The sequence below is a fragment of the Pararhizobium sp. genome, from assembly GCF_965279435.1.
Taxonomy (GTDB): domain Bacteria; phylum Pseudomonadota; class Alphaproteobacteria; order Rhizobiales; family Rhizobiaceae; genus Pararhizobium.
Map to the genome: position 1 here is coordinate 1,251,482 of NZ_CBDIHY010000003.1, position 12,161 is coordinate 1,263,642.

A 12,161-nucleotide genomic window follows, 5' to 3' on the forward strand; every position below is an offset into this window, starting at 1 on the left:
GGCAGCATATGTCCGACATAATGAACGGATCAACTCTTCCATATTGATTTTCTGAAAATTATTGCTTTAATTGTCCAACATTATAACGGGAGAGATGGGCATGCTCGAAAGCTGGCGCTGGTTTGGACCGCAGGATCCGGTCACCCTGTCGGATGCGCGCCAGGCCGGCGCGCACGGCGTCGTCACCGCACTCCACCATATCTATGACGGCCGCATCTGGACCCCGGACGATATCGCCGAGCGCATGGCGCTGGTCAAAAAAGCCGGCATGACATGGTCCGTCTGCGAGTCCATTCCCGTCAACTCGGCGATCAAGCGGCGCGACGGCGAATGGCGGCGCACTCTCGATGACTGGAAACAGAGCCTTGCCAATCTCGGCAAGGGCGGCGTGCCCGTGGTCTGCTACAATTTCATGCCGGTGGTCGACTGGACCCGCACCAACCTGATGTATCCGACCGAGGCCGGCGGTTTTGCTCTGCGCTTCGACATGATCGATTTCGTCGCCTACGACGTTTTCGTGCTCAAGCGCCGCGCCGCCGAAGACGGCTACACACCGGATGTCATCGAAGCCGCAAGGCAACGTCTGGCGCAAAAAAGCGAAGACGAAATCCTGACACTCGAAAAGAACATCATCGCTGGCCTGCCCGGCGGCGAGGACAGCCATACGCGCGAAAAAATCCGTGCCGAGATTGCCAGCTTCGATGCCGTCTCATCCGATGATATGCGCGGCAATCTGATCGAATTTCTCAAGGAAGTTGTACCTGTCGCGGCCGAAAACGGCGTCCGGCTTGCCATCCACCCGGATGACCCGCCGTTCTCGCTGTTTGGCCTGCCCCGTGTCGTGTCCACAGCGGACGACGTTCAAACCATCCTCGATGCAGTCGATGAGCCGGCAAACGGCATCACCCTCTGCGCCGGCTCCTATGGTTCGCGCACCGGCAGTGATGTCGTTGCAATGGCAAAACGCTTCGCCAGCCGCATTCATTTCGCCCATCTGCGCAACGTCAGCAAGGAACCGGACGGCTCCTTCATCGAATCCGAACATCTGGCAGGCGATGTCAACATGGTCTCGCTGATCTCGGCTTTGCGCACCGAGGAACGGCGCCGCGAAAAGGAAGGCCGCAGCGATAGCGTCATCCCGATGCGGCCGGACCATGGCCACCTGTTGATCGATGATCAGAAAAAGACGGTCAATCCCGGCTATTCCTGCATCGGTCGCCTCAAGGGTCTCGCCGAACTGCGCGGCGTCATCGCCGCTGTCGATCAACTGACCTAAACATAGGCGACCAGCATGAAGGCCGTGGCGAGCGTGAGGATCAGGCATGGCACCGCCCACATGATCGTCACATAGGCCTGTTCCTGAACATAAGGTCCGAACAGCCGGCTCACGACGTTGAAGCGGGCAAACAGGATATTGACGAACAGCGCTGAGGCCAGTGTTAGATAGTTGAGCGCAAACAGCCGGTTGACTGTGTTGTCACCGCTCGCAAGCACGGCATAGCTGCTATAGACGGTGAAATTCAGCGCGATGACGGCAAATAGACCGCCGATGATGATATTGACCATCTCGTAAGTATCGACCTGGAAGACACCATCCTCCATCCGGTTCAGCCAGATTGCCAGCAGCGGAATGACCAGCGAGGCAAACAGCGGGATGAAGATGGAGGCGACGACGACGCCCGGCTGCCGGGCGATATCGAGTGAGGCAACCACCTGCGCATGCGTGCCATTATACCAGCCGGGCTGCGGCTGGCTCTTGAGATCGACAAGGCCGACGCTCCAGCCTGCAAGCGCAGCATTGGCCGAGGGGCGGCTATAATCGATGTCGGACTGGTCGAAACGCAGCGCCACTTCGGCAACCGTCAAGCCACTGACCACCAGTTTGAGCGGAAGCCGCTGCCGGTCGAAGGGAAACCGCTCGACATTGACATCGACGGAAAAATCGGCGGTGACGCGCCGCAAAAGCTCGACCCGGCCGCTCGGATAGATACGCAGGCCGTCGTCCGAGAGCGCGGCTTCACCAATCTGGTTGGATAGGACGACAGGCGGCACCCAGATCTCGCGCATCCGGGCTTGGGCTTCGGCGTCCCGCAGCGTTTCAGGCGGCGATCCCGCTGCAGGGCCGGTCCGCGCCAGCCGTTGATCCGTCCAGCGCAGCCGAACATCGACCGTGGCGCGGAACGTGCCGGCATTCTCATCGAAACCATCCAGCGACAGGAAAGACGCCCCTGCCTGGACTATCACCGGCAGGCCATTGCCGCGCGGCAGATCCATCCCGGCCAGCGCCGGGCCGGACAAGAGCAGAGATATCCCAACGGCGGCCCAGCCGAGAACAACCAGAATAGCGTTCGCCACGGCTCTCATTGTGCCTTGTCCGCTTCCGAACGCCGCGATCTGATCTTCTCGTAGAGCGCGACAAAGGATTGCATTTCATGCGGAAACGTTTCGGAACCGGCGATCGGTGCCAGCGGCTCGTTGGCGCTGACGGCATCGAAGCGCTGCCCGAGCACCTGCAGCGGCCTGAGCAAAAACCCGCGCAGCACGACGAGTATGACGCCGCAAAGAACGAGGATGGCGATCAAGGTGATGACGCCCTGCCAGATCAGCGAGCGGCTGACGGCGGCGCGCGAGGCGCTGAAATCCGCCGTGGCGGCAATCACGCCGAGCGGCGTTCCGGAACTGCTGTTGACCGGCAAAAGCAGCACGCCACGCACCAACCCCTGCGCATCACGGACATAACGGACCGGCTCGTTGACCACCGCGACATCTTCGGCTCCAGCAAGCTCCGCCATCAGTTGGGCATTGGTGGACTCGAAGCGGATGTAGCGGCCAACCCGATTCTGCTCGCCCATCCGTTCGGGATCGACACCCTGCGCATATTGCTTGAGCGCCTGCTCCTCGATGAACAGCGCCAGATCGATGCCGTAGGCGGTTTTCAGGCCAGCCAGCAAAGGGCCGTAGGCGATACCGATCTCGACACTACCAATATGTTTGGCGGCGGCGTCAAACATCGGCGCAACGCCGAAGATCGCCGGTCCACTGCGGGCAACCGCAGCCCCTTTCAGCGGCACCCGGTCGCGATTGACCGCCACGACCATCGGCCGGAATGCCGACAGATCGTCACCGAAGCTTGCCGGATCCTGGAGCCTGAGAAACGAGATCGCAGGCGGCACATGGAACTGTGCCTGATCAACGCCATGCCGCGCCTTCTGGTTGGCGAACATCTTGGCGAGTTCGGCCTCAAGTCCAGTGCGGTTCCCCGCTGCAAGCAGCGTCTGTACCGCAGGCAGGTCGGCGAGCAATTCGGCGCGGGCAAGTGCCTTGTTCTCGGCGTCGCTGATCGCGGTCTGCACGATCGCCCCCATCACCCGGAACTGATCCGCCTCGACGGCATCGGTCATGCCGGAAAACAACCGGCTTGAAACGAAAGCCGCTCCCGCCACAGTTAGGACGATCGCAAGGATGATTGCGGTAGGTGCATTGCGCCGGAACTTCATCAAAAACCTGTCATTGAAGGGGGAAAGACGGCGTCTTCTACAGTGCCGGATTCCCCGCCAACAGAGCAGGACCTGGGTCATTTTTGGTGTAATGGACGCGGTGCCCACGATCCTTTGAACATTAGCTGATTTCGCAGGCCTTCATTGTCGAAGATGGTTGCCGGCTAACTCCGCACCGACAGCCCTGCGCGCCGCGCCAGAATGCGCTCGATTGCTGAAAAGCCATCATAGATCAGCACGGCAAGCGCACCGACAATCAACCCGCCCTGCAGAACGAAGGCGATGTTGTTGGATTGCAACCCGGCAATGATGACTTCGCCCAGTGTCTTTGCCGCCACCGTCGAACCGATCGTTGCTGTGGCAAGGCTGATCACCACCGATAGCCGGATACCGGCCAGGATCACCGGCATGGCCAGCGGCAGTTCCACCTTGAACAGGCGCTGGCGATCCGTCATGCCCGAGCCACGAGCCGCCTCCATCACCGAAGTTGGCAGGGTCGTCAGTCCCGTCAGCGTGTTTTCAAAGATCGGCAGCAGCCCGTAGAGAAACAGCGCCACCAGCGTCGGCTTTTCGCCAAAACCAAGGATAGGTACTGCCAGGGCCAATACCGCGACTGGCGGAAATGTCTGCCCGACATTCACCAGGCTGCGCGATAGCGGCAGGAATTCGGCACCAAAAGACCGCGTCACAAGGATGGCCAGCGTTACAGCGACAATGATGGCACCGGTCGTGGCAATGGCGACGGTGCGCAGATGCAGCAGCGTCAGCGTCAGCAGGCTGCCCTGATTGTAGATCGCCGGCGCATTGTCCTGCACCAACGGTTTTAACAACGGATCAAACCAGCCCGGCGATACCAGAAAGGCTATTAGGACAGCCAGCAGCGCTGCGCGCAGAAGATGCGGGATCCATGCCCTCATTGCGGTTTTGCCGCCCGTCTGGTCAGCCCCTCAAGGGTTACCTTGCCAAGGATCGTCCCGTCCGAGGCTGCGACCGGCAATGCGGCGCGTCCGGCCCACAGGAGTTCGGAGAGCGCATCGCGTTGGCTGATCGTTTCCGCCAATGGTTTTCCGTCCGCCGTTCCAGGCTCGACGGCATCCCCTGCGGTTTCGATCGACAACAGGCGGAACGGCCGCTCGCTGGTGCCGATCAGCGTCTGGACGAATTCTGTCGCCGGATCTTTCACCAGTTCGGCGGGCTTGCCGTATTGAACAAGCGCGCCCTTATCCATGACGGCAATCTTGTGGGCGAGGTGAAACGCCTCGTCCATGTCATGCGTGACCAACACGATCGTCGTGCCCAGCAACCGCTGGATGGCCAACAGGTCGGCCTGTGCCTTTGCCCGGATGATCGGATCGAGCGCACCGAATGGCTCATCCATCAAAAGCACGTTCGGCTCGGCGGCCAAGGCCCGCGCCACGCCGACACGCTGCTGCTGGCCGCCGGAAAGCTCGTGCGGAAACCGGGCTGCGAACGCGGCAGGATCAAGCTGGAACAGCGTGAGCAGTTCTGCCACCTTGGCATCGATCCGCGCCTTGTCCCAGCCGAGCAGCACCGGTACCGTGGCAATGTTCTGCGCGACGGTACGATGCGGAAACAATCCATGCCCCTGGATGGCATAGCCGATCCGGCGGCGCAGTTCGAAACCCGGCATCGAGCGGTTGTCCTCTCCATCGAGGCGGATAGCGCCGGATGTCGGCTCGACCAGCCGGTTGATCATCCGCAGAAGCGTCGTCTTGCCCGAACCGGACGTGCCGACAATGACCGTCACGGTGCGCGGCTCGATCGTCATCGACACATTGTTGACGACGGTAATACCGTCGTAGCGTTTGGTGATCCCGTCGATTTCGATCATGCGGTCCTGCTTCGTTCTCGCTGAGGAGCGTTCATTTCAATAAGCGCGTCGAGCACGGTCGCCGCTGCGAAGGCCAGCACCACTGTCGGCACCGCGCCAAGCAGCACCAGATCCATCGCCGTCTGGCCGATGCCCTGGAACACGAACACACCGAAACCGCCACCGCCGATCAAGGCCGCGATGGTGGCAAGGCCGATATTCTGCACCAGCACGATACGAATACCGGTGAGAATGACCGGCATTGCCAGTGGAAACTCAATGTCGAACAGCCGCTGCCGATCCGTCATACCAATGCCGCGGGCGGCCTCGTTGGCTTCGCGCGGCACGCCGGCAAGACCAACGACGGTATTGGCAACCACCGGCAGCAGCGAATAGAGAAACAGTGCGACGAAGGCAGGGGCTGCACCGATACCGCGAATGCCGATAGCGGCAGCCCCCGGCACATTGACGGCGATCCAGCCAAGCGGTGCGATGAGAATGCCGAACAGCGCAATGGACGGGATCGTCTGGATCAGGTTCAGCGTGTTGAGCACGCCGGCCCGCAACGGCGCTACCCGGTGGCAGAGAATGCCGAGCGGCAACCCGAGCAGAACCGAGGCAAACAGCGACCCAAGCGCCAGCGTCACATGCCTTCCAGCCTCCAGCCAGAAGACATCCGCACGGCCTGAATATTCCTTGAGGATCGACAGGCCGTCCCACAGGCCCGACATCAGGACCACTGATGCCCCACCGAGCGTGATCGCCAGAAGCAGGACCCTGACCAAGGGCAGAGGCCGCAGCCGCGTGATCGAATCGGCCGCCAGCAGGGCGAAGGAAAACAGCAGGATCCAGAAGCCGGAAGCCGGAGAAACCCGGGCGTAGCTGTTGGATGGCGGGGTCAGAAACGTCGCAGCCATCCCGATGAACACCGCAATGGCAGCCAGACCCGCTGCCGCGACAAGCAGCCGAGAACGCGTCGGCGTCTTTAAAAGAACGATCAGCGCCGCACCGGCCATCAGCCCCAAAAGCAGCAAACCTACCCCAACGGGCAAGGCATCAAGGATGCCTTTCGCATCGCCCGGCACGATGCGATTGGCACGAAAGGTCGCAAACGGCGCGGCCAGCACCGCGTAAGCGATCAGCAGCGCAATGACCACGCCGAGCTTGTCGAAGCGAATGCTCAAACTGCCATCCCCATCCCCATCCAGGCCGGCTCCATTTCGGGAGCCGACCATTTTACGGCAGCCTATTTCAAATGGCTTATTTCAGAAAACCGTTCTTCTTCAAAAAGTCTTCCGCGACTGCCTTTGCCGGTTCACCACCAACCTGAACGCGGCCGTTCAGATCCTGCAAGGTGACCAGATCAAGCTTCTCAAACACCGGCTTCAGCAGGGTTTCGATCTCCGGATGGTCCTTCAGAACTGCCTCACGGATGATCGGCGCCGGCTGGTAGACGGGCTGCACCGCCTTGTCGTCTTCAAGAACGACGAGGCCCGATGGCGCGATGCCGCCGTCCGTGCCGTAGACCATGGCGGCATTGGCGCCATTCGTCTGGTTGGCCGCAGCCGAGATCGTCGCTGCGGTATCGCCGCCCGAAAGGGTGATCAGCTGGTCCGATTTCAGCGTGAAGCCATAGGTCGTCTGGAATGCCGGCAGAGCCGCGGCCGAGTTGACGAATTCCGAGGAGGCCGCCAGCACGACCGTGCCACCGCCGGCAACATATTTTCCGAAATCGCTGAAGGTCTTGATGCTGCTGGCATCGGCCAGATCCTTGCGCACCGCGACCGCCCAGGTGTTGTTGGCCGGCGACGGCGTCAGCCAGACGATCTTGTTGGCATCATAGTCGAGCTTCTTGGCTTCGGCATAGCCCTTGGCGGCATCCTTCCAGAGCGGATCGTCGGCCTTTTCGAAGAAGAACGCGGCATTGCCGGTATATTCCGGATAGATATCGATCTCGCCCGCAGCGATCGCCTTGCGCACGACAGGTGTCGCGCCAAGCTGTACCCGATCGGTCGTCTCGATATTATTGGCCTTGAGCACGGCGAGGATAATATTGCCGAGTACGCCACCTTCGGTGTCGATCTTCGAGGACACGACGACCTGGGCATTGGCCGCAGCCGTGGAAACGAGCACGGCGAAAGCGGCCCCGATCAATGTTGTTTTCAGACGCACGATAGTTCTCCCTTGAAACTGTTCACAATTTCTCCCACGCCCGCCCGCATTCGTCGGGGCATAAACTGCCATATGTGGCGTGGTTCGGAGAAAAATAGAGCGCAGAAAAGCGAATTTGCGCAGTCGGTGGATTGTGGAACTTGCGGAAGTTACGGCGACACGACGAAATGCAATATCCGCTACCCGATCGGGCCGCAGAACGGCATTCCGGATGAGCATGATAATGTCATGAGGTAATGGCGGAGAGGGTGGGATTTGAACCCACGATACCCTTGCAGGTATGCCGCATTTCGAGTGCGGTGCGTTCGACCACTCTGCCACCTCTCCGGATATGCTGGTCGGCGCCGTTAGCGCGAGGCGGTTCATAGCGGCAGTTTTCGGCAATGACAAGAGGGTGGATCAAGGAAAATCAATCGGATCCGCGTCTTTCACCTTGACAGTTTTGCCGGCTTCACGTAATTCGCGAAATCGAAGTGGTGTGGCAAGTCCTCACCGCGCCGGGTTTCTATTGTGCCCGTTCACCGGCAAGGCCGAAACGCCTTGTTATGTCCGACTGAAGAAAAAGACGGCCTCACCCTGAGTGAAGAGCCGGAACGAACATGAAAGGATAAAAAATGTTCGCAGTCATCAAAACCGGCGGTAAACAGTACCGCGTGGCAGCCAACGACGTTCTGACGATTGAAAAATTGGAAGGCGCCGCAGGCGACAAGATTGAATTCACCGAGATCCTGATGGTCGGCGTCGGCGCCGATGCAACCATCGGTGCTCCGTTTGTCGAAGGTGCCGTTGTCAGCGCCGAAGTTGTGGAACATGGCCGCGCCAAGAAGGTCATCGCCTTCAAGAAGCGCCGCCGCCAGAACTCGAAGCGCACCCGCGGTCACCGCCAGCACAACACGACTGTCCGCATCCTGGACATCGCTGCTGTTGCCGGCGCGAAGGCGAAGAAGACTTCCAAGAAGTCCGACGACGCTGCCGCTGAAGCCGCAAACTGAGACACGGATCCAAGGTTTAAAGGAGAACATCCATGGCACATAAAAAAGCTGGCGGTTCCTCGCGCAACGGTCGCGATTCACAGTCCAAGCGCCTCGGCGTAAAGAAGTTCGGTGGCGAAGTCGTCATTCCGGGCAACATTATTCTGCGTCAGCGCGGAACCCAGTGGCATCCGGGCGCCAATGTTGGCCTCGGCAAGGACCACACCATTTTTGCACTTACGGCCGGCAATGTGAACTACCGTACGAAGGCCAATGGCCGCGTGTACGTGTCTGTAATGCCGAAAGCCGAAGCAGCGGAATAAGCCGGTAGCGCTCTTAAAACAGCCGGCGTCTCATCGACCCGGCTGACGCTTACTGTGTTCAGGCCAAGATCAAAAGGGGAGATGGGGCAATGCCCGATCTCCCCTTTTTCACGTCTTGGAGGACTGAACATGCAAAGCGAACTGTTGAGGGAGAGCCAATCACGGTCTCCCCGGGAAGATTCCCTGGAATCTTCTCAGGAACGGCTGCGGCCCCAACGGTCAAGGACCGATTGCCCGATATTGTTATCGCCCCGGCTCGTTTTGCGCGCCCCCCACGAAGACGATATCGACGCCCTTGCCCATCTTGCCAACAACGCCAATATCGCCACCATGGTTTCGCGCATGCCGCACCCGTACACGGTGGCCGATGCTGCGGATTTCGTACGCCGTACGAAAACGGGCACGATTGGCAAGTGCGTCTATGCGATTACCAAAGCGGATAATGGCGCATTTCTGGGTTGCTGCGGTATCGAGCCGCATCCCGACGGCAAGACGGCGGAGCTCGGCTACTGGCTGGGCGAACCGCACTGGAACAAGGGTTTTGCCACAGAGGCGGCGCAGGCGCTGACCGACATGGCCTTCCGCACCCGCGACATCGACCAGATCGATGCGCGCTGCCGGGTCATGAACGTCGCCTCGCGGCGGGTCATCCAGAAGTGCGGCTTCCAGTTCCAGGGCTCCGGCATGGTCGACAGCCTGGCACTGGGCGGCATGATGGCCGTCGAATGGTACCGGCTCGATCGCAAGACCTGGATGTCGTTGCGCAGTTGGGGAGGTCTGAGATGACCGCTCACCTGCGTGAACGGCCGAAGGTTGCCGTTCGTCCCGATCCAGGCCCCTGCCCGGTCATCGAAACCGCACGGCTGGTCTTGCGTCCGCACAAGCTGTCCGATGCAGATGCGGTGGCGCAATCGCTGGCCGACTTTCAGGTCTCGCGCATGCTGGCGCGGGTGCCTGTGCCCTATCACCGGCAGGACGCACATGACTGGCTGGTCCGGCAGGGTTCTGGGCTGATTGCCGGCTGGACGCTGGCGATCACCACCGGCGACGACGTCCATATCGGCTGCGTCGGCATCGAGTTGATGCACGGCCAATGGCATCTCGGCTACTGGCTGAACCGCTACTACTGGAACCACGGTTATGCCAGCGAGGCGGCGTATGCGGCTATCGAGCGGTTCTTCCGGCGTATGCCCGGCACCGTCCTGCATTCCGGCGTGTTTGCCGACAATGCCGGATCGCTGAAGCTGCAGAAGAAGCTTGGCTTCGAGATCACCGGCTGCAGCCAGGTCTATGCGCTGGCCCGCAACGGCATGGTCAGCCATATCGAGACCAGCATCACGGCGGGTGCCCTCATCGCACCGTGAAACGAACAAAGGCCCGCAGCAACGAAACTGCGGGCCTTTTCGCTTTAAGCTAGTCCAGCTCGAAGCCGACGGGCAGGTGGTCAGAGCCTGCGGCCTCGGTATCGATCCAGGCATGCCGCAAGCGCGGCGCAAGACCTGCACTGAGGAAACAATAGTCGAGATGCATGCGCTTTTGATGATCGGCGGGATTGATCCAGCTGTAGCTTTCAGGCGTCAGCCGGCCCAGATGCGCCAGCGCATCCACCGGGTTTTCCAGCCGCAGCGAACGGCCGTAATAGGCATCGCGCGCGCCGGTCATCAGGCAGTACTCCGGCCCTTCCGGCTCCATATTGAAATCGCCCATCAGCACGAAGTCTTCCGGATGCGGCAGCTCGGCAAAGCCGAAATCACCGCCGCCGGTGATCGCCCCGCCCTCGCGCGGATAGGACAGAGCCTTTTCCTTCAGGTGAGCGATCTGGGTGATGCGTTCGGCCGGGTAGACATGGTCGAGATGAACCGAATAGACCCGCAGCGGACCGTCAGGGGTGACGACCAACGCTTCGGTGGCGCCACGCTGCAGGTTCATCGGCGAAATCGTCCGGCTGCGCGGCAGCGGAATGAGGCGGGTCGCGGCAATCGGGAAACGCGACAGGATCATGTTGCCGAATTGGAAGCGGCGCTCGACGGCCCGGCCGTTCTCGATCGCCGATCCGGCATCGATCTCGCAGGCCGGCCAGAAGGTGGAAAAGTATTGCGGCATCAGGTCGCGAAAAATGGCGGGAAGATCCGCATAGCCGTTGCGATGAAAATTCCGCGTCACTTCCTGCAGCGCGATCACATCGGCACCTTCAAGACTTGCAGCGATGCGTTCGGGATCGAAACGGCCGTCGAGACCGACGCCGTACTGGATGTTATAGCTCAAAAACTTCACGATATTCTTTGACCTCCGGAGCACGCGCCTATATCGATGGCGACAATTGTGGCGGCAAATACACCAAACAGATGGCAGTGCGATGAAATTTCTTGACGAAACAAAAGTCTATATCCGGTCCGGCGACGGCGGAGCTGGCGCTGTGTCGTTCCGGCGCGAGAAATTCATCGAGTTCGGCGGCCCGGACGGCGGCGACGGCGGCCGTGGCGGCGACGTCTGGGTGGAGGCCGTCAATGGTCTCAACACGCTGATCGATTTCCGCTTCCAGCAGCATTTCAAGGCTGGCACGGGCATCCACGGCATGGGCCGCAATCGCACCGGCGCTGGCGGCGGCGATGTAACGCTGAAAGTTCCGGTCGGCACGCAGATCTTCGAGGAAGACTCTGAGACGATGATCGTCGACATGATCGCCGAGGGTCAGCGCTTCCGGCTGGCCGCCGGCGGCAATGGCGGTTTCGGCAACACCCATTTCAAATCCTCGACCAATCAGGCACCGAACTGGGCCAATCCGGGCCTTGAAGGTGAAGAAAAGACCATCTGGCTTCGGCTTAAGCTGATTGCCGATGCTGGTCTGGTCGGCCTGCCGAATGCCGGCAAGTCGACATTCCTGGCGACGGTGACCCGCGCTCGCCCGAAGATCGCCAACTACCCGTTTACGACGCTGCACCCGAACCTCGGTGTTGCGACCATCGACGGCCGCGAATTCATCCTGGCCGATATTCCGGGCCTGATCGAAGGCGCCCATGATGGCGTCGGTCTCGGCGACCGGTTCCTTGGCCATGTCGAGCGCACCCGCGTGTTGCTGCATCTTGTTTCCGCGCAGGAGGAAGATGTCGCCAAGGCCTACAAGACCGTCAAGTACGAGCTCGAAGCCTATGGCGGCGAGCTGACCGGCAAGCCTGAAATCGTTGCGCTGTCGCAGATCGACGTGCTCGATCCGACCGAACTGAAGAAGAAGCAGAAGGCACTGGCGAAAGCCAGCGGCCAGACGCCGCTGCTGCTGTCGGCCGTGGTCGGCACCGGCATGACCGAAACGTTGCGCGCGCTGCGCGATATCATCGTCGCCGCGCAAACCCCGGTGGACGAAGACTGA

The 12,161-nt window shown here is 60.7% G+C and carries 12 protein-coding genes, 1 tRNA gene and 1 pseudogene; 6 read left to right on the forward strand and 8 right to left on the reverse strand.

Annotated elements, in window-relative coordinates:
- Positions 1–100 precede the first annotated feature (100 nt).
- Positions 101–1,276 (forward strand): mannonate dehydratase, encoded by a 1,176-nt coding sequence (uxuA, locus tag ACQY8Q_RS11585; protein ID WP_428426718.1) that lies wholly within the window; start codon positions 101–103, stop codon positions 1,274–1,276.
- On the opposite strand, the gene ACQY8Q_RS11590 is transcribed toward uxuA, so the two are convergent.
- From ACQY8Q_RS11590 to ACQY8Q_RS11620, 7 genes are all read right to left on the reverse strand, one after another.
- Positions 1,273–2,364 carry a hypothetical protein gene (locus ACQY8Q_RS11590; protein ID WP_428426719.1) on the reverse strand — a complete coding sequence of 364 codons (1,092 nt, stop codon included), beginning with the start codon at positions 2,362–2,364 and terminating at the stop codon, positions 1,273–1,275. The two genes, uxuA and ACQY8Q_RS11590, sit on opposite strands and share 4 nt — an antisense overlap.
- Positions 2,361–3,497 carry a cache domain-containing protein gene (locus tag ACQY8Q_RS11595; protein WP_428426720.1) on the reverse strand — a complete coding sequence of 379 codons (1,137 nt, stop codon included), beginning with the start codon at positions 3,495–3,497 and terminating at the stop codon, positions 2,361–2,363. Before ACQY8Q_RS11595 ends, ACQY8Q_RS11590 begins: the two co-directional genes overlap by 4 nt.
- 164 nt (positions 3,498–3,661) lie before the next feature.
- The gene (locus ACQY8Q_RS11600) at positions 3,662–4,414 is read right to left on the reverse strand and encodes an ABC transporter permease (RefSeq protein ID WP_428426721.1); all 753 of its coding nucleotides are present in this window, start codon (positions 4,412–4,414) and stop codon (positions 3,662–3,664) included.
- The gene (locus ACQY8Q_RS11605; RefSeq protein WP_428426722.1) at positions 4,411–5,349 is read right to left on the reverse strand and encodes an ABC transporter ATP-binding protein; all 939 of its coding nucleotides are present in this window, start codon (positions 5,347–5,349) and stop codon (positions 4,411–4,413) included. Before ACQY8Q_RS11605 ends, ACQY8Q_RS11600 begins: the two co-directional genes overlap by 4 nt.
- Entirely contained in the window at positions 5,346–6,563 is a 1,218-nt protein-coding gene (locus ACQY8Q_RS11610; protein ID WP_428426723.1) for an ABC transporter permease, read from the reverse strand. The genes ACQY8Q_RS11605 and ACQY8Q_RS11610 overlap by 4 nt, the downstream gene beginning before the upstream one ends.
- 25 nt (positions 6,564–6,588) lie before the next feature.
- On the reverse strand, positions 6,589–7,500 hold the full coding sequence (gene osmF, locus ACQY8Q_RS11615) for a glycine betaine ABC transporter substrate-binding protein OsmF (RefSeq protein ID WP_428426724.1): 912 nt from the start codon (positions 7,498–7,500) through the stop codon (positions 6,589–6,591).
- 237 nt (positions 7,501–7,737) lie between these two features.
- Positions 7,738–7,827, reverse strand: a tRNA-Ser gene (locus tag ACQY8Q_RS11620).
- A 287-nt stretch (positions 7,828–8,114) separates the two neighbouring features.
- On the opposite strand from ACQY8Q_RS11620, the pseudogene rplU reads away from it, so the two are divergent.
- The 4 genes and pseudogenes from rplU to ACQY8Q_RS11640 all read left to right on the forward strand — a co-directional run.
- Positions 8,115–8,423, forward strand: a pseudogene (gene rplU / locus ACQY8Q_RS11625) (50S ribosomal protein L21); the annotation flags it as partial.
- Between the two features lie 101 nt (positions 8,424–8,524).
- Complete coding sequence (gene rpmA, locus ACQY8Q_RS11630) at positions 8,525–8,794, forward strand: 50S ribosomal protein L27 (RefSeq protein WP_037096930.1); 270 nt, start codon at positions 8,525–8,527, stop codon at positions 8,792–8,794.
- 129 nt (positions 8,795–8,923) lie between these two features.
- A complete protein-coding gene (locus tag ACQY8Q_RS11635) occupies positions 8,924–9,580 on the forward strand; it encodes a GNAT family N-acetyltransferase (protein WP_426129885.1) in 657 nt (218 codons plus the stop codon).
- Positions 9,577–10,158, forward strand: a complete 582-nt coding sequence (locus tag ACQY8Q_RS11640; RefSeq protein ID WP_428426725.1) for a GNAT family N-acetyltransferase — start codon at positions 9,577–9,579, stop codon at positions 10,156–10,158. The genes ACQY8Q_RS11635 and ACQY8Q_RS11640 overlap by 4 nt, the downstream gene beginning before the upstream one ends.
- A gap of 49 nt (positions 10,159–10,207) precedes the next feature.
- Here the strand turns inward: ACQY8Q_RS11640 and ACQY8Q_RS11645 are convergent, their stop codons facing one another.
- Positions 10,208–11,068, reverse strand: a complete 861-nt coding sequence (locus ACQY8Q_RS11645; RefSeq protein ID WP_428426726.1) for an endonuclease/exonuclease/phosphatase family protein — start codon at positions 11,066–11,068, stop codon at positions 10,208–10,210.
- Between the two features lie 82 nt (positions 11,069–11,150).
- Between ACQY8Q_RS11645 and obgE the strand changes: the two genes are divergently transcribed.
- On the forward strand, positions 11,151–12,161 hold the full coding sequence (obgE, locus tag ACQY8Q_RS11650) for a GTPase ObgE (protein ID WP_426238497.1): 1,011 nt from the start codon (positions 11,151–11,153) through the stop codon (positions 12,159–12,161).

Excerpts from the sequence above, each read along its gene's own strand:
- uxuA (WP_428426718.1), top strand. The coding sequence starts at position 101 with ATGCTCGAAAGCTGGCGCTGGTTTGGACCGCAGGATCCGGTCACCCTG.
- ACQY8Q_RS11590 (WP_428426719.1), bottom strand. The coding sequence starts at position 2,364 with ATGAGAGCCGTGGCGAACGCTATTCTGGTTGTTCTCGGCTGGGCCGCC.
- ACQY8Q_RS11595 (WP_428426720.1), bottom strand. The coding sequence starts at position 3,497 with ATGAAGTTCCGGCGCAATGCACCTACCGCAATCATCCTTGCGATCGTC.
- ACQY8Q_RS11600 (WP_428426721.1), bottom strand. The coding sequence starts at position 4,414 with ATGAGGGCATGGATCCCGCATCTTCTGCGCGCAGCGCTGCTGGCTGTC.
- ACQY8Q_RS11605 (WP_428426722.1), bottom strand. The coding sequence starts at position 5,349 with ATGATCGAAATCGACGGGATCACCAAACGCTACGACGGTATTACCGTC.
- ACQY8Q_RS11610 (WP_428426723.1), bottom strand. The coding sequence starts at position 6,563 with ATGGTCGGCTCCCGAAATGGAGCCGGCCTGGATGGGGATGGGGATGGC.
- rpmA (WP_037096930.1), top strand. The coding sequence starts at position 8,525 with ATGGCACATAAAAAAGCTGGCGGTTCCTCGCGCAACGGTCGCGATTCA.
- ACQY8Q_RS11635 (WP_426129885.1), top strand. The coding sequence starts at position 8,924 with ATGCAAAGCGAACTGTTGAGGGAGAGCCAATCACGGTCTCCCCGGGAA.
- ACQY8Q_RS11640 (WP_428426725.1), top strand. The coding sequence starts at position 9,577 with ATGACCGCTCACCTGCGTGAACGGCCGAAGGTTGCCGTTCGTCCCGAT.
- obgE (WP_426238497.1), top strand. The coding sequence starts at position 11,151 with ATGAAATTTCTTGACGAAACAAAAGTCTATATCCGGTCCGGCGACGGC.